This is a genomic window from Nitratireductor sp. ATLC21 (assembly GCF_057196525.1).
In genome coordinates this window covers 414,373-440,428 of the sequence record NZ_JBXUOU010000002.1, presented here as the reverse complement: position 1 = coordinate 440,428, position 26,056 = coordinate 414,373, and the positions used below count along the sequence as shown (strand labels likewise).

Genomic DNA, 26,056 nt, shown 5'->3' with positions numbered 1-26,056 from the left:
GCGAGACCCGCCACATAGATGCATGATGAGAAGCATTTGTGGGTCAGCGCGCCCGCACCCAACGCACCCAGCGCTTCGACCCGGGCCTGATCAATCTCATTTTGTATGCCCAGCACAAAAATCCGGACATCCGTTTCATTACTCTGGTCAATGGATTCAGAGGCGTTTTCGCTTAGGGTCAATATCGTGGTTGGTATGGGTGAGGAGAAAACCTGCCAGTCTGATCAATCGAAAAATCCATTACAATCGGGAGGGGCAGATGATCTGGAGAAGTACACTGCAAGCTTGCGTGGCAGCCGCGATGCTGTTGGCGACAGGGGCTCATGCCGAAACGGTATTGCGCTTCGGGCATCCAAACGTTGCGGGCGAAATTTCGAGCAAGCTCTATGACGAATTCGTCGCACGGATCGCCGAGCGCACAGATGGAGAAGTCACCATTCAGGTGTTCCCAGGCGAACAACTCGGTAAGGAAACCGAGATGGTGCAGCAATTGCGGGATGGTGTTCTGGACATGACGGCAGCCTCAATGGCGGCCGCCAGCACGCTGGTGCCGGCGATGGAGATCCCGAGCGCGCCGTTTCTCTGGCAGAACTGGCTCGAGGCGGAAGCGGTGATTTCCGGGGCTGCCATGCAGCCGGCCTTCGACGAGCTGGAAGAAAAACACAACATCATTCCGCTCACCAAGATCTGGTACTGGGGCTGGCGCAATTTCACGCTTTCGGAAAAGCCCGTGCGCACGCCTGCAGACATGGCCGGCCTGAAAATCCGGGTTCCTGAATCCCCGGTCTGGATCGAGATGATCCGTGGGATCGGTGCTGCACCGACGCCCATTCCCTTCAGCGATGTCTATACGGCACTGCAGCAGGGGACGGTCGACGGTCAGGAAAACCCCATTCCGACCATCTACGCCCGGAAATTCTACGAGGTTCAGAGCTACATCGTGATGTCGCGTCACATGCTTCAGAACAACCTGATCCTGATGAACAAGGACTCCATGGCAAAGCTCGATCCACGCCATCAGCGGATCATTCTGGAAGAGGTAAGTGCGGCTTCTGCCAAGATGACACTGCTTCAGCAGCGCGCAGAAGAAAACATGCTGAAGGAAATCGCAGAGACCGCCGACATCTCCATCGTTGATGATCCGGACCGCGAAGCGTTCGCCGAAGCCACGACTGAAGCTGTCTTTGCCGCCCTTGCCGAGCGCTGGGGGGCGGACAGGATCGCGACCGTGCGCGAAAACATCTCCGCCACCCGCGGGCAATAGTCTGCGATTTACACCGGACCGCATCCACGGTCCGGTGTTCATTGTCCTGCCAATTGGGGGGGAGACCAGATTGAAACAAGGCATTCTTTGGCTCGACAACCGCGTGCGAGAGGTCGAGCACCATGCCCTGTGGCTACTTCTTGCCACGATCTTCGTCATTCTGACCGCAACCGTCTTCTTCCGTTACGTGCTCGGATCCCCGATCACATGGACGGAAGAACTATTGACCATGTTGTTCACCTGGATGGTGTTCATAGGCGCCAGCTCAGCCCTTTCAACCCACCAGCATATTCGCATCGACATGGTGCTGCGGATACTGCCGCCGCGCTATGAACTCTTGGCTTCCGTGGCGGCCGTTCTGGTCTGCCTGGTTGTGTTCCTGGTGGTGATCCATTTCGGCCTCAAATATGTACAGACGACCTGGGGCGACCGAACGCCGATGATGGATGTCACCTACGGGTTTTACACGCTCGCCCTGCCCGTCACGAGCATATGCGCCACACTTCACGTAATCCGCAACTGTGTGGAGGGCGGTGTGCGGGACGCGCTCAAGAGCACGATCGAGGTTCAGGCAGGTGAAGGGGATGCAGCATGATCACCACCCTGCTTTTGCTGCTCCTTCTATTTCTTCTGGTCGGGGTGCCGACCGCCTACGCGCTGGCGGCCTCTGCCATTGCCGTGATCTGGCTTGAGGGGATACCGCTGACGATTGCGGTGCAGCGCATGACTGCGGGTGTCCAGTCCTTTCCGCTTCTTGCCATTCCCCTGTTCATCCTGGCAGGCACGTTGATGAACGCCTCGGGCATATCGGAACGCCTCTTCGCACTGACCGGTTCGCTGGTCGGTCACATCCGTGGTGGCATGGCCTATGTCAACGTGCTGACAAATGTCTTCATGTCCGGCATTTCGGGGTCTTCGCTCGCTGATTGTGCGGCCACAACACGCGTATTCGTGCCGCAGATGGTCAAACACGGTTACGACAAGGGATTCAGCGTCGGACTGACGGCCTCCGCCGCCGTCCTCGCTCCCATCATCCCGCCATCCATCCTGCTCGTCATTTATGGCTGGCAAGCAAATGTCTCGATCGGAGATCTGTTCGTGGCCGGGATCGTGCCGGGGCTGGTCATCGCCACCGCGCTGGTTGTCACCGTGGCGATCATGACACGGCGTCGCGGTTTCGGGCGCGGTGCGGCGTTTTCGGCCAGCGCGCTCCGGCAGACCTTCTTCCAGGCTTCCTGGGCACTTTTGATGCCGGTGATCATCATTGTCGGCTTTCGCATGGGCATTTTCACGGCGACTGAGGTTGCCGCCATTGCAGCCGCCTATGCTTTCCTGGTCGGTCTTCTTGTCTACAGGACATTGAAGGTCGCCGAGCTACCGGGCGTGTTTGCAAGCGCTGCGCGCGACACGTCGTCGATCCTCGTCATCGCCGCGACCGCAGCACCATTCGGCTGGATCCTGTCCATCGGTCAGGCTCCGCAGCAGCTGCTTTCGTTTCTGACCGGCTTCTCGGACAGCCCGATGCTGATCCTGTTGCTCATCAACATCATCCTGCTTGTGCTCGGCACATTCATGGAAACGCTGGTGCTCATCATCATCCTCGTCCCGATCCTGCTGCCGCTGATCGAAACGCTGGGCATCGATCCGGTTCACTTCGGGATCGTGATGATCATCAATCTGGTCATCGGCCAGCTGACACCGCCCTTGGGCGTTCTGATGTATGTGACCTGCGGGATTTCGGGGACCAGCATCGCTCAGTTCATGCGGGCGATCCGACCGTTTCTCATCGCCCTGATCCTTGCCTTGCTTGCGATCACATACATTCCGGCACTGGCGCTCTATCCGACAGCGCTTCTGCGATAGTCTGGATAAAGCAATGCCCCGTGGGTCCCACGGGGCATTGCTGGTTCAACGACGACTTGCGGGCGTTCAGGCGACCCGGCTGTGCAGGCGTCCGATCTTCTCGATCTCGATGACGATCTCGTCACCAGACGCCATCGGGCCGACGCCGGATGGTGTGCCGGTAATGATCAGGTCGCCCGGCTCCAGCGTCATGATGCCCGACACGAATTCGAAAATGCGGGCGATGGGGAAAATCATGTCATTCGTGTTGGACGACTGACGCAATTCGCCATTCTGCCAAAGCTTGATGTCGACATTGTCGGGATCGAGGTCGGTTTCGATGACCGGCCCGACCGGCTTGTAGGTATCGAAGGATTTGGCACGGGTGAACTGGCCGTCCTTTTTTTGCAGATCCCGGTTCGAGACGTCATTGGCGCAGGTGTAGCCGAAGATGTAATCGCCTGCATCGTTGGCGGCGACGTTGCGGGCCCTGCGGCCGACGACAATGCCGATCTCGGCCTCGAAATCGATGCGGTCATCGGCATTGTCGAGCTGGATTTGCTCGCCATCGGCGATGATCGCGGAAGGCGCACACATGAAGAGCATCGGCTCTTCTGGAACCGGAACGCCGGACTCTTCTGCATGGAGCGTATAGTTGAGCCCCACGCAGACCAGCTTGCTTGGCGCCACCGGGGCAAGCACACGCACGGTGTCGAGGGCTACGACTGTGCCGGTCTTCTCGATCTTCTCGAAGGGAGAGCCCGACAGGACCGCGATGGATGAGCCTTCAAGCAGTCCATAGGATGTGGTTCCCTGATGGGAAAAGCGAACGATTTTCATGATGAAACCTCTGAATAGATCGCGTCAAACGCGGGTGGGGATATAGGGCCGCATGGCCTCGAAACTGGCAGCGATTGCGTGCCCGGCATCAGGAATCTGGAATGTCTCGACCGTCACATAGCGGTCGAACCCGGAATCGATCACGGCACCCATGGCGGCGTCGATGTCATAGCTTCCGTCCCCGACCGGCAGGCGGTCGGAATCGGTGATATGAAAATGCCAGAAGAGATCACCGGCCACGCGAATGGCATCGGCAACGGTCTCCTGCTCGGTGAGAATGTGCGCTGTGTCGAGCATCACGCCCAGGCTTGAGACGCCAAGACTTCGCACGAAGCTGCAGGTCTCGCCTGTGGTGAGCAGGCAGTTTGCATAATTGCGGTTGACCGGTTCAAGAACGATGGGAACATCGGGGAACGCGGCGGCACATTGCGCGATTGCCGCGCCGATCCAGTCGAGCGTCTGTTGTGGCGCGACGCCATCCATATACCGGCCGCGCAACCGACCGACATTGACCATCGCGCCATATTCGGATGCAAGATCCATCGACGCCATCATGCGATCAATGGCTTTCTGCCGCCGGCTGGCATCAGGATCAGCGAACGAAAGCCCGTCCTGACCGTAAACCTCGCCGGTGCAGACCGCCGGCATGTCGAGACCCTGATCGCGAATGGCGGCGGCGAGCGGTCGCCGGTCGATCCGTGCCGGATCGCACACCAGAAGCTCGACGCCCGAATAGCCGGTCTGTGCAATGCTGCGCATGGCCGTTTCTATCGGGCCCTGTACGGCAGTGACCTTGGCGGGTTCCACGTCTGGCGTGGCATACATGTAGGCAAGCTTCATCATTGCTGAAACCGGAAATCGTTCTGTTCGGCCAGCTTCTGATGGATCACTTCCTTGCGCACCACGCTGACATTGGGGATGGCGAATTCCTGAATGTTGAAATACTCCGCCTTGGCCTGTTGACCATTCGCCGTGTCCATCACCAGTTCGACGATCTCTTCGCCGACTTGCTTCAGTGACTTGGTCCCTTCGAGCACATCGCCCGCGCTCAGATCGATGTCCTCGCGCAGCGCCTTGAACGTGTCGTTGTTGGAGCTGATCTTGAGCACAGGGGCAATGCAGGAACCGGTCGGCGTTCCCTTGCCGGTCGTGAAGAGCACCATATGCGCCCCACCGGCAACCTTGCCAGTAACGGAAGCGATGTCGAAGCCGGGCGTGTCCATGATAACCACGCCCTTCTCTGTCGGCCGCTCGCCATATTTGACGATCTGCACGATGGGCTGGGTGCCGGCCTTGTAGATGCAGCCGAGCGACTTTTCTTCGATGGTCGTCAAGCCGCCTTCAATATTGCCGGGCGAGATGAAGACGCCGCTGTCATCCTGCGTGGTCATGGACAGCTCGATCTCATACTCCTTGATCAGGGTCATCAGATCCTGCTTGATCTTGTCGGTTTTCCCGCGCCGCCAGAGAACCCGTTCTGCGCCGACCATCTCCGTGATCTCAGACAAGACGACCGTCCCGCCGGCTCCGACGAGGATATCGGCCGCCTCTCCCACTGCCGGATTGGCCGTGAGACCGGAAAACGCGTCGGAAGAACCGCATTCCAGTGCGACGATCAACTCGCTGACGTCGCCTTCATCACTTGGTTCGGCCGCAATCTGCCCCTTCAATCGCTCGACGATTCCGATGCCCGTGTCACGGGTCGAGCGGGCACCACCCTCCTTCTGGACGATAAGCATTTCGACCGGCTTGCCCGTCGTCGAAATCGCATCGGCGATGCGCCGGGCAGACGCTGTCTCACAACCGAGGCTCACCACCAGAACGGCACCCACATTCTGGTGGCGTCCATGGCCGATGAACGTGTCTTCCGTGGTGGTGTTTTCCTCGGCATCGAAGGTGCAGCCATAGGGATGCATGAAGGTGACCGCCCCGGTCTTCGATGCGATGTCGAGCGCCACGCGGTTGACGCAGGAGACCGTCGGAATGACCAGAATGTGGTTGCGGATGCCGATCGAGCCGTCGGCGCGGCGATAGCCCTTGAACTTCATGTCATTCACCCTGCTTTCGCGCGTGGATTTCATCGAACCGGCGCCCCTTGGCGCCGCGACAATTGTGAACGTGCACCCAATGGCCCGCCAGGATCGCCTCGGTCGCGATCCCGATCACCTCGCCATATTTGTGGATCTCCTCCTGGGCCGCGATGTCGCGAAGCGCGATCTTGTGCCCGCGCGGGATTTTCTCCTCGACCCTCAGGGGACGCCCATTGCCGATGCCCGAGACGATGACCGTCTCGGTCGGCAACAATTCGACCGTGGCGGTTGCCACGTGATCGCTTTCCTTGATCTGGATGGCTGTCTTTTCCAACGTCAAACTCCTGAATGACTCTCACGAACCTCGATTAGAGGAACAGGCTCGGCAAGAATGTCGACAGTTTCGGGAACAGGATGGTCAGTATGAGGACGATGACCATGGCCGCCAGGAACGGAAGCACCGCCCGCGACGCTTCGGCAAACCGCACCCCGGCAATCTTCGCACCCGTCATCAGCGTAACACCGAGTGGCGGTGTGTTGGCCCCGATGCACAGATTGACCACGAACATGACGCCGAAATGCAGCGGGTCAATGCCATACTGATTGACCACCGGCATCAGGATCGGGATCAGAATGATGATCAGCGCATTGCTCTCCATGAACGTGCCAAGCAGCAGGAGCAGGAAGTTGAGCAGGATCAGGAAGGTCATCGGATCCGGCGCCACAGCCGCGAAAAATGCGGTGAGTTGCTGGGGAATCTGCTCGGTCGCTACGATCCACACAAACAGGTGGGAGATCGCCACGATGAGTTGCACCGGCACCGCGATGCGCATCACCTGCATGCAGATGGCCGGCAGGTCCGAGATCTTGACCTCGCGGTAGATGATCGCGGACAGCAGGAATGCGTAGACCACGGCCAAAACCGCTGCCTCCGTGACGGTGACGATACCGCCCAGAATGCCGCCAAGGATAATGACCGGCAGCAGAAGCGGAAGCACCGAATCCGAAACGGCAGAGATGAACTCGCGCCATGTCGCGCGCTCGCCCTTGCCATAGCCACGCCGGCGGCTGATCAGCAAAGAAACGATGATCAGGAGCAAGGCCATCAGGAGGCCAGGCACTAGGCCGCCAATCAACAGGCCGGCAATTGAGATGTTTCCGGTCGCCCCAAGGATGACCATGGTCAGGCTCGGCGGAATGAGCGAAGCAAGCACGCCGCTGCACCCCTGAAGGGCCGCCGCAAAGCCAGCCGCATAGTTTTTGGCCTTCATGGCCGGGATCATGATGGAGCCGATGGCGGCGGTGTCGCCGATGGCGGAACCCGACAGCGCACCGAACAGGGCGCTGCCGGCCACTGTGACCGCAGCAAGCCCGCCCGAGATGTGTCCGATAACAGCGTTTGCGAGCCGCATCATGCGCTGCGTGATGCCACCATGCTCCATGAGCACGCCGGCAAACACGAACATGGGAAGCGCGAGAAAGGGATAGGAATAGATGCCCGTCGCCGAACGCTGCGCCACGAGTGCGAGATTGATGTCCTTGACGAAGAGATAGGTCAGGCAGGCGAAGCCGATTGCAAAGGCTATCGGGACATTGATGATGATCAGGCCCAGAAGCAGAACGAAAAGGACGATGCTCATGAACGCTGCTCCTGCGCTTCCACGGTGCCGAACAAGGCCTGGATCAAGGCTTCAATAGAAACGAGCACGAGAAGCCCGCCGCCGATCAGCACGCCCAGATATTGCCAGGCACTCGAAATCTTGAGGCCGGGCATGATCGCCTCTCTGGCGGTTTCAACGATGAGAAGTGCGCCATAGGTCAGTGCAAGATTGAAGGTGAGCACCACAAGCGCACCGATGATTTGCATCAGCCGGTTAAGCGATGGCGGCAGCCACTCCACCAGGAGATCGATGGCGACGTGTTCCTTGCGCTCAAGCATCAGTGCTGAGCCCAGAAAGGTCATCCAGACCATGAGCAGAAGGGCCAGTTCTTCAGACCAGACCAGTGGTGATTGCAGGAGATAGCGCCAGATGATCTGCGCGAACATCACGCAGGTCATGGTCAGCAGCATCAACATGAGAAGCCATTGGACGAGCTTGACGAGAAGCTGTCTGGCGCAAATCAGGTATTGCGTCATCGCGGAAACCCCAATTGCGGCAGGCCAGCGCGACACCGGCCTGCCGCGCATTCAACTAGTTTGAGTATTTGCGCACAATGGCGAGGAGGTCTTCCCCGAAGACGCCTTCATACTTGTCCCAGACCGGCTGGACCATTTCCTGGAAGGCTGCCGGATCGGGCCGCGTGATTTTCATGCCCTCGGCCTCGAGCTTTGCGAGCACTTCCTCATCGCTCGCGCGGATCATCTCGCGCTCTTTCTCTTTCCAGATTTCGGCTTTCTCGCGCAGGATGGTCTTTTGCTCATCCGACAGTTTGTCCCATGCCTTGCTGGAAATCGTGAGGATGGCTGAGCCCCAGATGTGGCCTGACAGCGCCAGATTGTCCTGCACCTCGTAGAATTTGGATGCATAGATTGTTGCCAGCGGGTTTTCCTGTCCGTCGACAACCTTCTGCTGAAGCGAGGTGAAGACCTCGGAGAATGCCATCGGTGTGGGCAGAGCGCCGAGCTCGCGGAACGTATCAAGGCGCAGCTCGGCTTCCGGCACGCGCAGCTTGATACCCTTGAGGTCTTCGGGCGTTTCAATCGGGCGGGCCGAATTCGTGATATGGCGATAGCCACTTTCCCACCAGCTCAGCGCATTGATGTTCTTGGCCGCCAAGATTTCGGCGAGTGCATCGCCAAGTTCACCATCCACGGCAGCATAGGCCTTCTCACGGGTGGGCCAGGCGTAAGGCAGTTCCTCAATGATCAGGCGCTTGTCCAGAACCTGGAGTGCGCCGGTGCCAAAGAGGCCCATTTCCACGGTTCCCAGCTGCAAGCCTTCGGCCACTTCGCGGTCGCCGCCAAGCTGGGAGCTTGGATAAACCTGGATAACGACCTCGCCGCCCGTCGCTTCAGAAACATCTTTCGACAGTCCCTCCAGAGCAATCTGCCAGGGGTGGTCGGCGGCAAAGACATGGCCAACCTTCAAGGTCGTTTCCGCGTTCGCGGCACCCGCAGCGAAGACCAGCCCCGCACCGAGCCACGCGGCGGCAAGAGTTGCTTTCGTTCTAGCCATATAAGTCATGAGTTCCCTTTCTTTTTTAGTTTTGGCTGAAGTACTGCGCGATGATGTCTCCGTAGATATCTATCGCGTTGAAATAGTCATCGACGGCGAGGTGCTCGTCGGTCTGGTGCGCCTGTTCGGGGGCGCCGGGGCCGAGGATGACGATGTCATCACCATGCGCAGAAAAGGCCGAGGCATCGGTGAAATACTGGGCCCCGCGTACGGTTTCTGCGCCGGGGGAGCGTTTTGCCAGAACCTGCTGGCTGATGCGCACAATCGGAGCCCCCTCATTCGTCAGCAAGCCCGGCAGATTGAGTGCGCACTCCACCTGAAAACGCGCTTCGGGATCCTCGTCTGCGAGCGCCGCGGCGATTGCCTCGACCTGAGCCACGACATTCTGCTGGTCCTGTCCCGGCACCGTGCGAATATCGATCGTCATCTGACAGTGGTCGGGGATGACATTGGGTGCACCACCGCCATTGAATGTGGTAACGGCAAAAGTGGGCGCCGACAGCAAAGGCGTTGTCGTGGGTCCCAAATCGATGGATTTGAGACGCCCATAGAACAGGTGGAGCTTGTCGACGGCGTTTGTACCGGACCCGGGCATCGAACCATGTGCAGTCTTGCCGAAGCTGGTCACGCGAAGCCAGGTCACACCCTTGTGCGCAGTGACAAGACGGTTGTCGGTCGGCTCCGCCACGATCATCGCGTCGAATTGCGGAATCTGCTTCTTGTCGACCATCGTTGATGCGCCAAGCGCACCGATCTCCTCGCCGAACGTGGCTGCGAATATCAGTTCGCCGTCCCACAGTTCAGACGCGAAGTCTTTGTGCTTCATAAAGGCGAACAGCAGCGCCAAAAGGCCACCTTTCATGTCCGCGGTACCGCGCCCATAGATGCGTCCATCGTCGATTTCGGCCGAAAAGGGATCGTGCGTCCAGGTGGCATCACCAATCGGCACCGTATCCAGATGGCCGCTCAGGACGAGGCGGGGTCCAGGCTTTTTCGCCGGGCCTTGCCCGCGCAAAGTGGCGACCAGATTTGCCTGCTGCTCATTTTCCTGAAAGATCTCGCAGTCGATCCCAAGAGCGTCCAGTCGCGCCTTGATCATGCGGGCCAGAACGATCTCATTGCCGGTCGATGAAATGGTGTTGCAGCGCACGGCCTCTTGAAGAAACTCGAGCGCATCAAGCCGCGCCGGCGGCGCCACCGGATTGTTAGAATTCAACTGCTTTCCCCCTTAAGCCGACATGGAGCCTAACGATTCGGAAGCCGAAAAACTATTGACCAGCATCATGAAACGCCGGCAAAGTTCTTTGTACTTTGGATACAAGTCTGTAAGGTTGCCTGTGCGGGTCGCACATGGGGCGGGGTTTCAAGAGCATGGTGCTGACAATTGAGAAGGTTATGGCCCTGCCTGCGATGCAGGAGGGCTCTCTCCTCGCCGGTCATGACGGGCTGGACCGGGTTGTCAAAACCGCCACGGTGCTTGATGCACCGGACGCCGTTCGCTGGCTGCGGGGTGAGGAACTCGCGTTAACCTCTACCTACCCGCTGCTGCAGCTGCGCCACAACCTCGATCACTTCGTCGAAGAACTCGTGGAGCATGGAGCATCTGGCCTCGGCTTGAAACTCAACCGCTACATGAAGCGTGTGCCGCAAAAGATGATCGATTGTGCGAACGCACTCAACTTCCCAATAATCGTCGTTCCCGAAGACGTGGCCTGGGTCGAAATCATCACGCCGGTCATGTCGAACTATTTCGAGACGAAAGCGGAAAACGTTTCCCACTCCGAACGCTTCGGCGAGAGCTTGGGCAAGCTGTCGCTGGTCGATTCGACCCTTCAGGATTTGCTAGACGACCTCTACGCCCTGCTTGCCAATCCAGTGATTGTCACCAGCCCGATGGACGGCCTCGTGTTGCATGCTCCTAGCGAGTCGAACAAGAATATTGGCGACGCGCGGGCCCTATTGGAGGAAGAGGGATGGCCGAGCGAGACCATACAATCCCACGACACCTTCACCCGCAGGACCGGGCATCACACGAGCGTTGTCTTCACATCCTATGAGCAATCAAGTGGGATGGCCGGAACGCTTGCCGTGGTCGAGCGAAACCGCAAACTGACCGGTGAGGACCTCGATCATCTGGGCTATGCGAAAGTCTTCGTCTCCCTGAAGGTCCGTCAGATCAGGGCGGATCAGAGCACGGTTTTCGAACGACAGAACGAGTTGGTTCTTTCGCTCATTGACCGTACGCTGGGGGCTCAGACCTATGCTGCTCTCACCACACGCTACAGTGCGATCGGGAAACATCTTCACGCACGCTATGTGGGAATTGTCGTTGCATTTCATGACACGGCCGCCGACCGCCTGCTTGGATTATCGAATGCCTTGAGGGTGCATTTTGCCCAACATGGCGAAACCATCACCGGTGTCATCGCCAACAACCGCGTTGTACTCATGGTTCCAGAGGACGACGAAGCTCTTTGTCAGCCCGACATGCTTAAAGAACAGGTCGACGAAGGGTTGAACAGGGTCGGGGCGGATGACGTCCCGTGGTCGGCAGGCATCAGCCAGGTAACAGCGGTGGAGCATTTCTACCGAGCCTATGAGCAGGCGGTGCAAGCGCTCGAACACGGCCGAAGCACGAGCAAGACCAGCGGAGTCTTCCTTTATGATGATACCGGATTTTATCGGCTTTTCTCGAAAAGTTCCATGCAGCCGGACGTGAACCGCTTCGTCAATGAATGGCTTGGAACACTCATTGACCATGACAAGGAACACCGTGTCGACCTGATTGAAACGTTTCGGGTGTTCCTGGATGCCAATGGCAACTACCGGGAGACTGCAAGGGTGTTGAATCTACACCACAACACGGTGCGCTATCGCATCTCCCAAATCACGGAACTGACAGGCAAAAAGGCGCTACAACCGAAACTGCGCCTGCATTACCACCTCGCTTTGAAGTTGCTTCCACTTGTGTCCTAACATTGACTAGATCCGAGGTTTTTCGGGCTCTAGCCGAACGGAAAACAAGGGCCGCTTCCGTCCAAGCAAGCCAGAATTTCAGGCGGAGTCCGAGACTTCATAACCAATTGACAAACATGGGCTAACTAAACGCGACGTTAGTCTGAAAATTGACGGGATACCACTGCTTCATACCGCGCAGCGCGGATTAATCCGCGACCTCAAGCCCGGCGTCAATCGGGTTTGTGAGTGGGTGGTGCGGTTGGTGCTGGTTTCCTGGCGGATGGCGGAGCACTCATTCTCACACCCACATATCACAGAGCCACCACAGGGATCGTCAGCAGCGCCCCTGTCGCAAATGGCCTACCGATCAGAATGCAATTGAAATATCCAGCTCCACACCGTGGTCGGCAGCGTTGCCGGCGAGCTGCCCGGAATAGGAAACGCTCAGATTTGCCATCTCACTCAACGCGAAGTCGGCACCGATGTCCAGAACCAGTGCATCCCGGGCAATCGGTACACCGGCTGCTGTGAAATTGTCTCCACCGGCAAATGCGTGGATGGTTGTTGGTGTCACACCACCGATGGCGTGCCGCCAACCGATGCCGCCGCTCAGCCGGGCCATCGCGTCGTCACCAATCTGGACCTCTGTTTCGGCACGTAGACCAAGTGTGGTGAACGTGTTTTTGAGAACCGCGTCGGCGCTCGAAAGAGACGCTTCGCCTCCGGCTTCGCTATAGCCGTTGGTCGCAAGCCGCACATGGGCAATTCCGGCATAAGGCTCGAAGCTAGCGGTGGCGGTATCGAAGCGATAGCTCGTCTCGGCAAAGATCTGGGCTGTCCTTGCGTCGTATGACGAAGACAGAGTGTCGGAAAAGCCACGAAAGGCGGCGGAGCGACTGGTGTCAATATCGTGCCAGCTGTAGATGCCGCCGCCACGCAGACCGAACCCACCCCATTCGACACCGCCATAGACACCGAGATGCCAGCTGTCGGCCGTGGCAGACGAATTGCGGGTGTCGACACTGATGGACGACCGGGAGTAACCGCCCAGCAAACCGAGATTGAACCTGTCGGTGACAAACCCATCGGCCCCGAGTAGCACACCACCGGTAGAACGGCGCGCGTCGGCGGCATTTCCGTCGCCATCCCAATTGGCAACCGAGCCGAGCCCGCGAGCCCACATAGCCATGCCCTGATCACCACCGGCCATGCGCGCCGGCTTCTTGTCATCTCCATAGGCCAGGATCGGTGCCGAATTTGAGGCTATCGCACCGAAGGCCGAGCGGACACGGGCGTTCGCCGCTTCGCGCGCAAACCTGCTTTCCTCCATCAGAGCCCCTTTGACCGAAGCATGGATTTCGCCGGAAAGCTGGTCGAGAGCATTCGGCAATTCGGATCCGGTGAGGTTGAGGACCGCACTGTACATGCCACCCGACCCTACGGACAGAACACCGCCACAGGTGTTGGTCTGATTAAAGGTCATGCCCCCCGGGCAGGTCGACGCCGCCGCCGACTGGAGGTAGACATTCGCGCCGGAATAGATGTCGGTAAATGTGAGCAATGGAAAATCATCGATCACCTGATCGAACTCGCCGGTCCGATCATTTGCCTCGATGATCGTATAGGTCAATCCCGGCGTGTAGCTCGACCCGTCGTCACTGCCGTTTTCCGGCTTCACGTGTATGGTGCCGCCATTGATCACAAGGTTGCCGGCGCCAAAGGTCACATCCAGAAGATCGTTGTTCACCCCCTTGGTGTTGCCCCCGTCGTTCAACTCCACCTCGAAAACCGATCCGGCGTTGAAGGTCGCATTGTCGGCCGTCAAGGTACCGATGGAATTGCCCGGCGCCAGCGTGCCGCCGGAGTTGACGGCAACGTCCAGGACATTGCCGCTGCCTCCGAGAACGCCACCATTGACGGTTGTCATCGCACCCAGAAAGCCGTTCACCAGCAGGCGGCCACCCGACACTTTCGTTTCACCGGAGAGTAGACTGCCGGTCCCCGTATAAGTCGTTTCTCCAGCTTCATGGAGGATCGTGCCATAGCCAGAGAGATCAGCACTAAAAATGTAGCCGGTGTTGATGTGATTGAAGACAAGCGTACCCTCTCCGTTGCCGAAAGCCACGCTCGGCGCATTCAGCGTCCCCGCTTCCGCCGCCGGATCGCCAGAGGCTGCACCGATATTGAGCGTGCCTTTGGAATTTGCATCGTCGGCAAGTTTGACCTCTCCCACCGCGGAAGCGATCTCAACCTCTCCGTCATAGGAAATTGTCAGTTCGCCTTCGCCCTTAAGGCCAACGAACATGTTGTTGGCAGCGGTGAATTTGGTTCCCGTCCCTGCCACGGTCACTGCGCCTCTGCCAGTGCTGTTGAGCCCGAGAACGCCATTGGAGCTTGTCACCTGGCCATTGTCCGAGATCGTGAGTTCTCCCCGACCGCTTTCGCCGATGACAATGTCGCTGGTGAGATTCCACGCAGACCCCGTGCGCCATATGTTCACGATGCCCACGCCATTGGTAGCGGAACCGATCCTGCCCTGATAACTCTCAACCTTGCCGCCATCGCGGATCGTCAAAGTGCCCTCATGAGTGTACCCGACCGTCAGGATATTGCTGGGCAGTCTCCATTGCGATCCAGTGTCTTGCACGATGACCCGGCCCTCACCCGTGACCGCGCCTACGCTGAAGCCGATAAGTCCATCTCCGCTGCTGTTCAGGACACCTCCATTCTGAATGGTCAGCACGCCGAGATTGGGATCTGTGCCATCGAATCCGATGAAAACATCACGTGTCAGACCGACGCCCGTGCCGACGAAGCCGTCCAGTATCGGCTGGTTGTTGGGATCGGCCGCCGCGATGTATGTATTCTCATTGGAGTCCGGCACAGTGGCAGGGACCCAGTTTGATGGGCTGGACCATCTGCTGGAATTGGTTCCATACCAGACCGTTTGCGCATGTACATGTGTAGCCACCAACGGCGTCGCACACACAACGAATGCGCTTGTCGACAACATGGCTGCGCTACAAGCACGGTGAAAGTAGCGATGCGCGGATGCGTGGCGCACAGCAACCTTCGGCATGATAATCTTCATCATGAATCTGTATTTCCCCATCCTCGGACCGAAACTCACAGTAGAAATCGTCTCGGAGCGTCGGCATAATCCTGCTGATGGCAACAGCCTGCCCGACTTTGCCGAAACTCTGTTTACGGGAGGGGCAATCTGAGCTCATGATACAAATTGCCTATTCTGAACTGCTAATTTGCGCTGGGGACAAGACGTGCAACACAAGCTGGACACGCTGACCAAGCTGGCCTACGCGGCTGCTCTTGACGCTGGGAAATGGAGCAGCTTTCTGCAGGCCTGCTCGGATCTGGCGGGGGGCGGTGTGCGCACTTGCCTGACAGGCTACGATCTGGACGCCCATATCGATCTGGGGGCACGGCAGTTCGGCTATGATCCGGCCTTTGAACAGACCTATGCCGACTATTTTTTCGAACGGGATTTTCTGGCCGGGAGGATGTTGTCGGCAGGGGCCGGGCAGCTCGTCAGCTATGGCGACGTGTGGAGGGATCCCGCCTTGCGCCGCACGGAATTTTATGACGACTGGGTGCGCCCGCAGGAAGACATTACTGGTGGGTGTTCGGCATTGCTGTTCAAACAGGAGCGCCGCCTGTTCGCATTTAGCGGAAGCATTCGCGCCAAAGACACCGAGCGGCTGGAAGCGCCTTGGCAGGAAATCGTCAGGCATATGTTGCCCCATCTGCAGCAGGCGTTCGAGATCGCCCGAACAGTGGCTGGAGCCGAGATCGAGAAGAAGGCACTCGTCAATGTGGTTGACCCGGCATCTGCCGGCTGTCTTGTCGTGACACGCAGCCGCAGAATCGTTTTCGCCAATCAGCAAGCCGAAACATTGCTCGAAACCGGCGATGTGATCCGATGCGATCTGAGGCATCGTTTTGCCTTTGCTTCCGAAACTTGGCAGCGTCACTTCTCTGCAATCATTGCCAAGAGCGATGGCTCTTTTCGCCAACCACAAACCTTCAGCATCTCGAATTCCGACGGCAAACCTTCCCTAACCTGTCGCATTGCTCCTCTTGCAACGGAGGAGCTCGAATATCGACCATCCGGCATTTTGTTTGGCAATGAAGAGCCTTGTTTCCTCGTCACGCTCGCGGGTCGTTCCGACAGCCCCGACGTCGCCGTGCTGCTGTGTGAAACATTCGGACTGACACCCAATGAAGCACGCGTCGTGGTGCATCTGGCAGGAGGATTGAGCCCAAAGGAAATTGCAGAGCTGCGCGGCACCAGCATAAGCACGGTGAGGAACCAGCTTCACGCTGCCATGGGAAAAATGGAGGCACGCCGGCAGTCCGATATTGTGGGCATGGTAACAGCGATGAGGCACTAAGGCTTCGGCCTGCGTTTGGAATGAGCTTCAGCGGTTTGTCTTGCTGCCGTACGTAGAGGCCCATTGAACAACCTGCTCGACGCCAACGGCACAATGGTGACCCACCGCCCGTCAGATAGTCAGATCCTGCGGGTTCGTCGTGTTGCCGTTTTCCAAACCACCTCGCCAATGGCGAATGGGCATGACTGGCGAACCCGATGGTTCCGGTCGTCATGCCTTTCAACGCTGCGCGGCCGCGCTCACCACAATATCGTCCACGATCGACTGCGCGGCTTCGCAGCAAACCGAAGATGCGCACTCTTGACCGGTCTGAAATTCCGACATGCCTCACGCTTGGCTTTCAAGACCGCCTCGCCTACCACGACCTATCCAGCCTTCCGGCGCGGGCCTCACAGAGGTGCGTTGCCCTGCCCCTTGCGCTGCCGGGACTTGCGGCGATTTTCATCTACGGGTTCGTCACCAACTGGCACGACTTCCTGTTCGCCAAGACACTCATCAACTCTCAATCGCTCTGGGCAGAGGCTACCGGCATTTCATCCTTTCGCGGTGAATATTTCACCCTTCTTGAACTGCAGATGGCTGCGGCCCTGGTGTTTGCGCTGCCCGTCATCATCGTCTTCCTCATCATGCAACGGCGTATCGTCTTGGGCACGCTCGCCGGCAGCGTGTGCTGATCGCAAACAAGAGCTGGAACAGCCATGGCTACCGTGTCGTTCTCGAAGATCGTCAAATCCTTTGGGCAGACCGAGGTCATCCATGGCGCCGACATCGCATAGAAGACAGAGAGTTCGTGGTCTTCGTCGGGCCTTCAGGCTGCGGGAATTCGACACTGTTGCGCATGTTGGCGGGGCTGGAAAGTGTCAGCGGTGGCGAGATCCGCATCGGTCGGACTCTGTTCACCGAGCTTGCGCCAAAGGACAGGGACGTGGCCATGGTGTTTCAGAACTATGCGCTCTATCCACATATGACCGTGGCCGACAATATCGCCTTTCCCCTCAAAATGACCGGCGTCCAGAAGAACGAACGTGCAAAAAAGCGCAAGTGAGGCGGCTAAACTTCTCGGCCTTGACGGCCTGCTGGACCGCTTCCCGCGCCAGCTCTCGGGCAGGCAGTGCCAGCGTGTCGCCATGGGCCGCGCCATCATACGCCGGCCTTCGGTATTCCTGTTTGACGAGCCGCTTTCCGATCTGAACGCAGCGCTGCGCGTTCAGATGCGCCGCGAGATAAAGCTTCTGCATCAGAGGCTCCGTTCCACGATGATCTTTGTTACCCATGATCAGGTGGAAGCCATGACCATGGCCGACAAAATCGTGGTCTTGCGCGGCGGGCGCGTCGAGCAGATCGGAGCACCGGATGAGATCTACCGAGAACCGGAAAACACGTTCGTGGCCGGTTTCATCGGCGCACCACCCATGAACCTACTCGAAGGTTCAGTCGCTTTGCTGCAGCAAGGTCCGGTCTTCATGCCGCATACCGAGCCGAAACTCGCAATCGAGCTGCCCGCAGACGCGCGGTCGAAACCGAATGCAGCCTTTCTCGGCATTCGACCGGAGGACTGCGTTCTGCAAAGCCGAAATAGTCCGAACCTATTGGAAGGCCGCGTCAAGTTCATCGAGCAGAGTGGCCCTGAGACACAATTGACGCTCGGTCTGGGATCTAGCGGCAAGCTGACCGTGAACACGCTCAGCTGTGAAGGCAAGAAACATGCGCCGGGCGACCCCGTGAGTGTTACCTTCCCCAGCGAACGGTTGTGCCTTTCGATCATGAAGTCAGGCGTATGGGTTGATCACCTCCTGCGCCATCACCCAGAGACGCCACCGCGAACAGTCATCGGTTCAGTCAGGTGCTGCTGCACGCAGCCCAACCATGAATTCCATTGCTCTTCCTGGATCCCAGAGCCCCGCTGAGCAAAACTCATCGACCGATCTTGTTCGTATCGATCGGAACACTGTGGCGCTCATCGGCAGGCAGATCGCGGGAAGGGTGAAAGCTTAGAAGGGAAAACTCTATCCGCGTCGTTTCATATCAAAAAGCCATCCAAGCGAGCTTCGGGTATCTCCGACGGACTTGTATTCCGCGCCAAGAGGGGCCGTATAGCCAAGATCAGCTATCAGATCGAAGATGTGAGGATAACTCACCTCCCCGTGATCCGGTGGCCCGCGATCGGGAACGGAGGCAAACTGGATGTGACCGATGCGCGGGAGCAGGTGCCTGATGCGGTTGGACAGATCCCCCTCCATCAACTGGATGTGATAACAGTCGAACATCAGCTTCAGGTTCGCGATGCCAACCGCGTCCATGATCCTCAGTGCCTGATCGGTCGTGCTCAGAAAATATCCGGGCGCATCATAGCTGGTGAGCGGCTCGATCAGGATGGTGATCCCGTGAGGCTTCGCCTCCGCGCAGGCATATTGCAGGTTCTCAACAAACACCTCTTCTGCCACAGCGCCGGATGCGAAGCCCGCCATCACATGCACATTGGCTGCCTTGACGGCCACGGCATAGGCGATTGCCTCATCGATGGCGGCTTGCGCCTCAGGAGAGCGTCCGGGGAGAGCGGCCAAGCCGTTGTCCCCGTCTTTCACATTCCCGCGTCGGGTGTTGAGGCCGAGCATCGCAAGGCCGGTTTCCTGAAGCGCAGCTTGCACTTCAACGGCAGGTACATCGTAGGGCCAGTGACATTCCACGGCATCGAAGCCAGCTTTCTTTGCCGCATGGATGGCGGATGGCAAAGATCGATCCGTCCAGAGAAAGCCAAGGTTTGCGGAAAACTTCATTGATCCCACTCGATGTTGAATTTGGTCACCAGAGCGCTCACCTGATCGTCGGTCAAGAAACGGGGACCCAGGCCGCGTGTCATCATGGCGAGACGGGCAGTATCCTCAAGCTCTTCAATGGCGTTGCAGGCTGCCTCCACGTCCTTGCCGGCCACGACCGGCCCATGATTGGCCAGCATCACCGCCGAGCGCTTTCCCGCCAATCCACGCACTGCTTCACCCATAGCCGGGTCGCCGGGCAGGAAGAAGGGTAGCAGTTTCACCTTTCCAAGCTTCATGATCCCGTAGGGTGTCAGCAGTGGGAGAAAATTATCCTCGTCAATATCCGGCATCATTGAAAGCGCCACGGAATGACACGAATGCAGATGCACGACGGCGCCCGCGGTGGAGCGTGTTTGATAGAATGCCTCGTGAAGGGGCATCTCCTTGGTTGGCGCCTTGCCCGATATCTGCACGCCATCAGCGTCAAATCGGCTGAGGGTGGCAGGGTCGAGACGACCGAAACTGGTGCCCGTGGGGCTGACCAAAAGACCACCGTCCTCCGTGCGGGCGGAGATGTTGCCGGTGCTGCCACCGGTCAGCCCGCGATCGAACATCGACTTTGCGAGCAAGCAGATCTGTTCCCGCAGCTGGATTTCCGTGTTCATGTTCTCTCCAAAACTGATTGGGCATCGTCAAAGAAACCTTCGGCGCCGAAATTGCCCGACTTCAGGGCCATTGCGATGGGATGGCCTGCCGAATGGCAATAGGTCCAAGGGACGCCCGGTGCGATTTCCGCTCCGACATCCAGTTGCGACACGCCCAGTGCCTGGGTCACAGCCCCCGATGTTTCTCCGCCCGCGACGATAAAGCGCCTTGCACCGGCGTCACGCGCTGCAACGGCGCAAAACGCCAATGTTTCCTCGATCAACGCGCCCGCCCGGGCCGCGCCCAGTTTTGATTGAGCATGTTTGACTTTGGCCGGTTCGGCCGTGGCGTAGATGATGGGTGCCTCGGTCAGGTCCTGTTTTTCAAGCCAATCCAACGCTGCTGCCTGCCCATTCTGCGCAACTTCAAGAGGGTCGATGCAGAAGGAAGGCGCACCCTGGCGGATATAATGCTCCACCTGCCGATTCGACATGGCCGAACAGCTTCCCGAGAGCACCACTGTCGTGCGGGCCAGGCGTGGCGCGCTGGGCAGTGCGGTATCCCCGGAGATCAGACCCTCCGATCGATAAAGAGCGGGCAAGGACATCGCCAGGGCCGATCCGCCAGTCAGCAACGGCATGGTGCGGCAGGCGCTCGCAATCCGTTCAAGATCCGTGTCGTCGACCGCATCGATCACCGCATGTGCGATGTTTTGTGTCGCCAGTGCTTCCAGCGCCTTTTGGATTGCTTGCTCCCCCTGGGCAACCGTAGTGCGGTCGACAAGTCCCACCGAGCCCTGAACCTGGGGATTCAGGAGACGCATGAGATTGCTGTCTCGCATCGGCGTCAAGGGATGGTCCCGCATGGGACTCTCCGCCAACGGCTGCTGACCCACGAAGAGGTTTCCCATAAAAACGGTCCGCCCGTTTTCCGGAAAGGCCGGGCAGTACACCGTCTGCCTGATGCCGAGATCCGTCATCAATGCTTCTGCTGTCGGTCCGATATTGCCCTCAGCAGTGCTGTCGAAAGTGGAGCAGTATTTCAGGAAGAAGCGTCGCGCACCTGCCTCTTTCAACCATCTGAACGCTGCCCGCGTCTCTGCGATGGCCTGCGCGCGCGGCGCGGTTCGCGATTTCAGCGCAATCACTTCAAACGGTGCCGTATCGCAGGGCGGTTCGGCAGGTACGCCAATCCTGAGCGATACACGCATGCCGCTGCGGCCCAGCAAGCCCGCCAGGTCTGTTGCACCGGTAAAATCATCGGCAATGCATCCCAAAATGGCTGCCATACCTACACCCCCTCGCGCTTTCATTCGCCTGCCACTCTGGAGCGAGAGTATGCACCCGCAAGCAAGCCGCCATTGATCGCTTCAAGAAAGCCCGTGCGTTGACAGAGGTCAAGTGTATAATTAGTAATTACAGAAATCATGTTGCGCGAGGCCTTTTTGTGACTGCATCCATCGACCTTTCTTCGAGCCCGACAATCCCCGTCTGGGAACCTCATCAGTTGGTGTTCCACATGGCGTCTCCACCCGCTGATCCTTATTGCGATGCCGAGGTATGGGTTGACCTGTCGGGGCCGGGGTTCTCGCGAAGGGTCTATGGGTTCTGGAACGGTGGCGCCGAATTCGTCGTGCGCCTGTGCGCGCCGCGGCCAGGCACCTGGTCATGGCGAGCGGGTTCCTCGACCGGAGACAGGGCTATCGAGGGGCTGAAGGGCACTTTCACCGCCAATGGCCAAAGCGCCGATGCCCTGACTGAAAACCCGAACCGGCGTGGGATGATCCGGGTGACGGCAGACAGAAGAGGCCTGGAATATGCCGACGGCACGCCCTTCTTCATGATCGCCGACACCTGGTGGGCGGTCCCAAGCTTTCGCTTTCCGCTGCCAAAAGACGATACATCGCGAGGCCTCGGGCCCGACGCTTCGATCGCGGACTACATCCGCTTTCGCAAGGTGCAGGGGTTCAACTCCGTCGGACTGATCGCCGCCCAGCCATGCTGGAACGAGGACGGAAAACCCCACAATCTTTTTGATGCGGATGGCGATTGCGTGCGGCACACCTGGCCCACCCCGGAAGGGTTTGCCAAATCCATGCATGACGACAATGGAGAGCGCCCCTTTCTGTTTCCCGGCAAAGTGCCTGGGTTCGAGGATGTGGTGCCCGACTATGATCGGGTGAACCCGGACTATTTCAAGACGCTCGACAAGAAGATGGATATCCTGTTCGAGATGGGCATCGTGCCCTTCATCGAGGTGGCGCGCCGCGACACCGGTCCGATGTGGAAGAAGCATCACGACTTTCCAGAAAGCTATGCCCGCTTCATCCACTATGTGTTCTGCCGCTATCAGGCGCACAATGCGATCTTCAGCCCGATCCACTATGACCTCTACGAAAACACCATTCCCAGCCGCGAATACAACGCGCCTTGCAATCTGGTGATTGACCGGTGGGGCAAGCCTCCCTTCGGCACGATCCTGTCAGCGAATTCACGCCCTTCTTCTCTGGTGAATTTTGGCGGAGCGGACGAGTGCCGCTGGATCGACATGCATCAAAGTGGAAACTCGCGAGAGCACTATACCTATTGGTATCTGACCGAGATCTTTCACCACGAGCCCACGCTTCCCGCCCTGAACGGCGAACCATATTATTCGGGCCTTGAGGGTTTGAGCGTTCCCTATCCCTATGGCAAGCCGGGAAACACCCCCGAGGACGACATGTATGTCCGCTCGGGCATGTATGGCAGTCTCCTATCGGGTGGCTATGCAGGATATTTCTATGGGTGCGAGGGGATCTGGCAGGCCTCCGTCGAACCGGGAACCAAGGTGATGATGTGGGAAGGGTTTAGATTCTCATCCGCTGAGACAGTCAGGCACCTCAAGACCTTCGCCATGGTCAAGGGAACCGCCTATCGCGAGCTCGTGCCCGAGGCAGAACACATCATTCCCAACAGGACAGCCAATCCCATGGGCTATGAGGGGTGGAGTTATTGCGCCGGTGCAAAAGACAGATCATGGTTCCTTCTGTATTTTGAAGCGAACTGCGCGACCGAAACCTATATGCGCGGGCTGACCAAACAGTTCGACCGCTACCGTGCCACGTGGTTTGACCCGAGGTCCGGGGCGTGGTTGCCTGATCCCGTTGAGCTGATGGTGGAGAAAAGCGCACTCATCCGACTGCCCGAAAGCCCCGATCCTGCGCTCGACTGGGGCATGATGCTGGAACTGATCCCGTCTTGACCCGGACAATCGATCCCGAAACGGTAAGCTTCCTGCGTGATCTGGCGATTGTCGATGCCCATCACCATTACTGGGACCTGAGCGGTCCCGTGGCCTATCCGTGGCTGCAAACGCCGCCCTTTCTGGCATTCCGGTATGGCAATTATGGTGCGATCCGAAAGAACTACCTGCCGGAAGATTACCGGCACGATCATGGCGCCCATCGCATTGTGGCGGATGTCCACATGGAAGCCGAACCACGACATGGCATGGCCTGCGCGGAAATCGACTGGCTTGCCTCTCTGGGGGAAGTGGCGCCCCGGGCAGCGGCAGCGCAGATCTGGCTGGATGGCGACGACCTGGACGATCAGCTCAAAGAGCTTGCCCGGCGTCCTCTGGTGCGCTCTGTTCGCCACAAGCCAAAGGCCCTTCCAAGAGAGGAAGCTCGGCGAGGAGCGGCCGGCTCCATGGACGACCCGAAGTGGCGCGATGGATATGCCAGACTGGCAGCCACATCGCTGCATTTCGAATTGCAGACCCCGTGGTGGCACCTGGACGCTGCAGCCGATCTGGCCCGCGACTTTCCCAAAACCAGGATCATCCTGAACCATTGCGGATTGCCCGCTCAGCGCAGCGACGAAGGTCTGGCGGCCTGGCGCGCGGCAATCGTCCGTTTTGCGGACCTTGAGAACACGGTCGTGAAGCTCTCAGGCATAGGGCTGGCTCTCGGCATCTGGCCAGAAGAGCAGAACATCCGCATCCTGCGCGAACTGATCACGATCTTTGGCCCCGGTCGCGCCATGTTTGCGAGCAACTTCCCGGTTGATCGGCTGTGCATATCATTTGCGGCGATGTTTTCGGCCTACAAGCGCGCCGTGCATGACCTGCCGCGCCCGGACATTGTCAGCCTATTCTCTGGCTGCGCTGCAGCCACCTATGGTCTGGATATCGGCGAGATTTCAGTCGAGCGCTGACGATGCGGCCGCCGCATTTTGGGATTGCTCGTATTCGTCCTGGACGAACTCGCGAACCCGCTGCCAGCCTTTTTCCATATGGTGATCCAACTGAGACGCCAGCTGATCGGCGTCTTTCTCCTTCAGCGCCTTCAGCATGTCGGCATGTTCCTCTATGGCGAGGTCCCAGTCCTCCGCCCGGTTCGTACAGGCAAATCTCACGCGCCGCATGCGCATCAGCAGACCCGCATGAAGCTCCGACAGCACGTCGTTTCCGGCGGCCCCGACAATGGCCATGTGAATGCGCTGGTTGAGATCGAAGTAATCGGCCCGCCTGCCTTTTTCGTACGCCACGAGCATTTTCCGGTGCAATTCCTCAATCCTGGCAATCTGCGCAGGAGTGGCCCGATCGACGGCGAGCCGGGCCGATGAGGATTCAATCATGCCAGCGGCTTCAAACAGGGCGCGCGTCTCCTCGGGCGAAAGCACACGGATTTGCGCCCCGGACCTTGGCCGCACCTCCAGCAGACCTTCGGCAGACAAGACCTTGAGCGCCTCACGCAGCGGCGTTCTGGACACACCCAGCTCTTCGGTCAGCTGCATCTCAGGCAGGATCTCGCGAGGCCTCCATCGCCCCTCGACAATCATCTCTCGTATCTGCTCGAGAATTTCTTCATGCAGGGAACGGCGAACGATTTTGCGCGCTTTCAAATTGGAAACCCCGATGCTGATTTTGGCCCAGATATCCAGAGTAGCACTGATTTACAAGCTTTTACGCCGCAAATCACGCATCGCCCCAGATTGCTTCGCCGGTCGCCGCGTCGAAGAAATGCAGTGCGGAAACGTCCACCGCAATCGTCCGTCTGCCGGGTACAGTCACATCACTGCGCGGGTCGAAGCGTGCAATGCAGGTGGCGCGCATTTGCGAATTGTCATCAGGCAGCGATTCCAAAGTATCGGGCGATACGACCGGAGCCGCCTCTCCATCGATCTGAAAATGCACCATGATGTCCGACCCAAGGGATTCACGCAAAAACACATCTCCCTCGATGGTTTGCGCAACAGTCGACATTGCCGGATCTCCCATGTGTTCGGGACGAATGCCAATGATCAATCGACGGCCGTTATAACCTTGCAGATCCGGACGCTTTTCCAACATCTGCCCATCGATGCGCAGCTCCTGATTGCCGATCCTGAGCATTGCGCCCGCACCTTCCAGAGCAAAGTCTGCGAAGAGCAGCGCCATCGCGGGCGACCCCATGAAAGTCGCGACAAAAGTGTTGGCCGGACGGTTGTAGATTTCATCCGGTGATCCGATCTGCTGCAGCTCACCATCCTTCATGACCGCGACTCGATCCCCCATGGTCATGGCTTCGATCTGATCATGCGTGACATATATCGTGGTAACGCCCAGCCGGTCCTGGAGAGCGGCAATCTCGGCGCGCATCTGCACCCGCAGTTTAGCATCGAGATTGGAAAGCGGCTCATCCATGAGGAAGACGGCGGGACGGCGTACAATCGCCCGCCCCATCGCCACGCGCTGGCGCTGGCCGCCCGAGAGCTGACCGGGCCGCCTTTTCAGGTGATCCTCCAGCTGCAGAACGCGCGCGGCATCCTTCACGCGTCGATCGGTCTCGGCCTTGTCGTATTTCTGGATCTGCAACGAAAAAGCAATGTTGTCGTACACGGTCATATGGGGATAGAGCGCGTAGTTCTGGAACACCATCGCAATGTCGCGGTCCTTCGAACGCACCTCGTTCATCACCTCCCCGCCGATGCGAAGCGTGCCACTGGTGATGTCTTCCAGCCCCGCGATCATGCGTAGCGCTGTTGACTTGCCACAGCCTGAAGGTCCGACAAGTACGAGAAACTCACCGTCGGCTACGTCAATGCTCAGGTCCTTCACCGCATGAAACGTGCCGTAGGCCTTACCCAGTCTTTCAAGTTTCAGATCGCCCATT

25 protein-coding genes are annotated in these 26,056 nt (G+C 58.5%); 11 read left to right on the top strand and 14 right to left on the bottom strand.

Annotation, left to right across the window (positions count from 1 at the left end; genetic code table 11):
• The first annotated feature begins 259 nt into the window (after window positions 1-259).
• The 3 genes from AC2CHD_RS09770 (at window position 260) to AC2CHD_RS09760 (ending at window position 3,127) form a co-directional block, all read left to right on the top strand.
• Window positions 260-1,264, top strand: a complete 1,005-nt coding sequence (locus AC2CHD_RS09770) for a TRAP transporter substrate-binding protein (RefSeq protein ID WP_484553522.1) — start codon at window positions 260-262, stop codon at window positions 1,262-1,264.
• A 70-nt stretch (window positions 1,265-1,334) separates the two neighbouring features.
• Complete coding sequence (locus AC2CHD_RS09765; RefSeq protein WP_484553521.1) at window positions 1,335-1,859, top strand: TRAP transporter small permease; 525 nt, start codon at window positions 1,335-1,337, stop codon at window positions 1,857-1,859.
• Window positions 1,856-3,127 (top strand): TRAP transporter large permease, encoded by a 1,272-nt coding sequence (locus tag AC2CHD_RS09760; protein WP_484553520.1) that lies wholly within the window; start codon window positions 1,856-1,858, stop codon window positions 3,125-3,127. The genes AC2CHD_RS09765 and AC2CHD_RS09760 overlap by 4 nt, the downstream gene beginning before the upstream one ends.
• 66 nt (window positions 3,128-3,193) lie before the next feature.
• On the opposite strand, the gene AC2CHD_RS09755 is transcribed toward AC2CHD_RS09760, so the two are convergent.
• From AC2CHD_RS09755 to AC2CHD_RS09720, 8 genes are read right to left on the bottom strand one after another with little or no spacing between them, the layout of a single operon-like run.
• Window positions 3,194-3,946, bottom strand: coding sequence for a fumarylacetoacetate hydrolase family protein (locus tag AC2CHD_RS09755; protein ID WP_229450545.1), 753 nt, complete (start codon window positions 3,944-3,946; stop codon window positions 3,194-3,196).
• A gap of 24 nt (window positions 3,947-3,970) precedes the next feature.
• Window positions 3,971-4,789: a sugar phosphate isomerase/epimerase family protein gene (locus AC2CHD_RS09750; protein WP_484553519.1), complete on the bottom strand. Its 819-nt coding sequence runs from the start codon at window positions 4,787-4,789 to the stop codon at window positions 3,971-3,973.
• Entirely contained in the window at window positions 4,786-6,027 is a 1,242-nt protein-coding gene (locus tag AC2CHD_RS09745) for a UxaA family hydrolase (RefSeq protein ID WP_484553518.1), read from the bottom strand. Before AC2CHD_RS09745 ends, AC2CHD_RS09750 begins: the two co-directional genes overlap by 4 nt.
• Window positions 5,996-6,310, bottom strand: a complete 315-nt coding sequence (locus AC2CHD_RS09740) for a UxaA family hydrolase (RefSeq protein WP_484553517.1) — start codon at window positions 6,308-6,310, stop codon at window positions 5,996-5,998. The genes AC2CHD_RS09745 and AC2CHD_RS09740 overlap by 32 nt, the downstream gene beginning before the upstream one ends.
• A 34-nt stretch (window positions 6,311-6,344) precedes the next feature.
• On the bottom strand, window positions 6,345-7,616 hold the full coding sequence (locus AC2CHD_RS09735) for a TRAP transporter large permease (protein WP_025031275.1): 1,272 nt from the start codon (window positions 7,614-7,616) through the stop codon (window positions 6,345-6,347).
• Window positions 7,613-8,164, bottom strand: coding sequence for a TRAP transporter small permease (locus AC2CHD_RS09730; protein WP_484553516.1), 552 nt, complete (start codon window positions 8,162-8,164; stop codon window positions 7,613-7,615). The genes AC2CHD_RS09735 and AC2CHD_RS09730 overlap by 4 nt, the downstream gene beginning before the upstream one ends.
• Window positions 8,165-8,168: 4 nt before the next feature.
• Window positions 8,169-9,152 (bottom strand): TRAP transporter substrate-binding protein, encoded by a 984-nt coding sequence (locus tag AC2CHD_RS09725; protein ID WP_484553515.1) that lies wholly within the window; start codon window positions 9,150-9,152, stop codon window positions 8,169-8,171.
• Window positions 9,153-9,177: 25 nt separating this feature from the next.
• Window positions 9,178-10,368: a M20 family metallopeptidase gene (locus AC2CHD_RS09720; RefSeq protein ID WP_484553514.1), complete on the bottom strand. Its 1,191-nt coding sequence runs from the start codon at window positions 10,366-10,368 to the stop codon at window positions 9,178-9,180.
• 155 nt (window positions 10,369-10,523) lie between these two features.
• Here AC2CHD_RS09720 and AC2CHD_RS09715 point away from each other — a divergent pair, with 155 nt between their 5' ends.
• Complete coding sequence (locus AC2CHD_RS09715; RefSeq protein WP_484553513.1) at window positions 10,524-12,128, top strand: PucR family transcriptional regulator; 1,605 nt, start codon at window positions 10,524-10,526, stop codon at window positions 12,126-12,128.
• A gap of 349 nt (window positions 12,129-12,477) precedes the next feature.
• On the opposite strand, the gene AC2CHD_RS09710 is transcribed toward AC2CHD_RS09715, so the two are convergent.
• Window positions 12,478-15,204, bottom strand: coding sequence for an autotransporter outer membrane beta-barrel domain-containing protein (locus AC2CHD_RS09710; protein WP_484553512.1), 2,727 nt, complete (start codon window positions 15,202-15,204; stop codon window positions 12,478-12,480).
• Between AC2CHD_RS09710 and AC2CHD_RS09705 the strand changes: the two genes are divergently transcribed.
• From AC2CHD_RS09705 to AC2CHD_RS09685, 5 genes are all read left to right on the top strand, one after another.
• Window positions 15,203-15,334: a hypothetical protein gene (locus AC2CHD_RS09705; protein WP_484553511.1), complete on the top strand. Its 132-nt coding sequence runs from the start codon at window positions 15,203-15,205 to the stop codon at window positions 15,332-15,334. The two genes, AC2CHD_RS09710 and AC2CHD_RS09705, sit on opposite strands and share 2 nt — an antisense overlap.
• A 54-nt stretch (window positions 15,335-15,388) precedes the next feature.
• Window positions 15,389-16,519, top strand: a complete 1,131-nt coding sequence (locus AC2CHD_RS09700) for a helix-turn-helix transcriptional regulator (RefSeq protein WP_484553510.1) — start codon at window positions 15,389-15,391, stop codon at window positions 16,517-16,519.
• 290 nt (window positions 16,520-16,809) lie between these two features.
• Entirely contained in the window at window positions 16,810-17,193 is a 384-nt protein-coding gene (locus AC2CHD_RS09695; protein WP_229450531.1) for an ABC transporter permease family protein, read from the top strand.
• On the top strand, window positions 17,187-17,564 hold the full coding sequence (locus tag AC2CHD_RS09690; RefSeq protein WP_370633421.1) for an ATP-binding cassette domain-containing protein: 378 nt from the start codon (window positions 17,187-17,189) through the stop codon (window positions 17,562-17,564). The genes AC2CHD_RS09695 and AC2CHD_RS09690 overlap by 7 nt, the downstream gene beginning before the upstream one ends.
• On the top strand, window positions 17,545-18,426 hold the full coding sequence (locus AC2CHD_RS09685; RefSeq protein WP_484553509.1) for an ABC transporter ATP-binding protein: 882 nt from the start codon (window positions 17,545-17,547) through the stop codon (window positions 18,424-18,426). Before AC2CHD_RS09690 ends, AC2CHD_RS09685 begins: the two co-directional genes overlap by 20 nt.
• A gap of 99 nt (window positions 18,427-18,525) precedes the next feature.
• Here AC2CHD_RS09685 and AC2CHD_RS09680 read toward each other — a convergent pair whose 3' ends face one another.
• The 3 genes from AC2CHD_RS09680 to otnK are packed head-to-tail and all read right to left on the bottom strand — an operon-like array spanning window position 18,526 to window position 21,211.
• Window positions 18,526-19,296 (bottom strand): hydroxypyruvate isomerase family protein, encoded by a 771-nt coding sequence (locus AC2CHD_RS09680; protein WP_484553508.1) that lies wholly within the window; start codon window positions 19,294-19,296, stop codon window positions 18,526-18,528.
• A complete protein-coding gene (gene otnC / locus AC2CHD_RS09675) occupies window positions 19,293-19,943 on the bottom strand; it encodes a 3-oxo-tetronate 4-phosphate decarboxylase (protein WP_484553507.1) in 651 nt (216 codons plus the stop codon). The genes AC2CHD_RS09680 and otnC overlap by 4 nt, the downstream gene beginning before the upstream one ends.
• A complete protein-coding gene (gene otnK / locus AC2CHD_RS09670) occupies window positions 19,940-21,211 on the bottom strand; it encodes a 3-oxo-tetronate kinase (protein ID WP_484553506.1) in 1,272 nt (423 codons plus the stop codon). The genes otnC and otnK overlap by 4 nt, the downstream gene beginning before the upstream one ends.
• 158 nt (window positions 21,212-21,369) lie before the next feature.
• On the opposite strand from otnK, the gene AC2CHD_RS09665 reads away from it, so the two are divergent.
• Together AC2CHD_RS09665 and AC2CHD_RS09660 are read left to right on the top strand one after the other, a co-directional pair.
• Window positions 21,370-23,163: an apiosidase-like domain-containing protein gene (locus tag AC2CHD_RS09665; protein WP_484553505.1), complete on the top strand. Its 1,794-nt coding sequence runs from the start codon at window positions 21,370-21,372 to the stop codon at window positions 23,161-23,163.
• Window positions 23,160-24,116 carry an amidohydrolase family protein gene (locus AC2CHD_RS09660; RefSeq protein ID WP_484553504.1) on the top strand — a complete coding sequence of 319 codons (957 nt, stop codon included), beginning with the start codon at window positions 23,160-23,162 and terminating at the stop codon, window positions 24,114-24,116. The genes AC2CHD_RS09665 and AC2CHD_RS09660 overlap by 4 nt, the downstream gene beginning before the upstream one ends.
• On the opposite strand, the gene AC2CHD_RS09655 is transcribed toward AC2CHD_RS09660, so the two are convergent.
• Together AC2CHD_RS09655 and AC2CHD_RS09650 are read right to left on the bottom strand one after the other, a co-directional pair.
• Window positions 24,102-24,806, bottom strand: coding sequence for a GntR family transcriptional regulator (locus AC2CHD_RS09655; protein ID WP_484553503.1), 705 nt, complete (start codon window positions 24,804-24,806; stop codon window positions 24,102-24,104). The two genes, AC2CHD_RS09660 and AC2CHD_RS09655, sit on opposite strands and share 15 nt — an antisense overlap.
• Before the next feature lie 73 nt (window positions 24,807-24,879).
• Window positions 24,880-26,055 (bottom strand): ABC transporter ATP-binding protein, encoded by a 1,176-nt coding sequence (locus tag AC2CHD_RS09650; protein WP_229450521.1) that lies wholly within the window; start codon window positions 26,053-26,055, stop codon window positions 24,880-24,882.
• Window position 26,056: the final 1 nt, after the last annotated feature.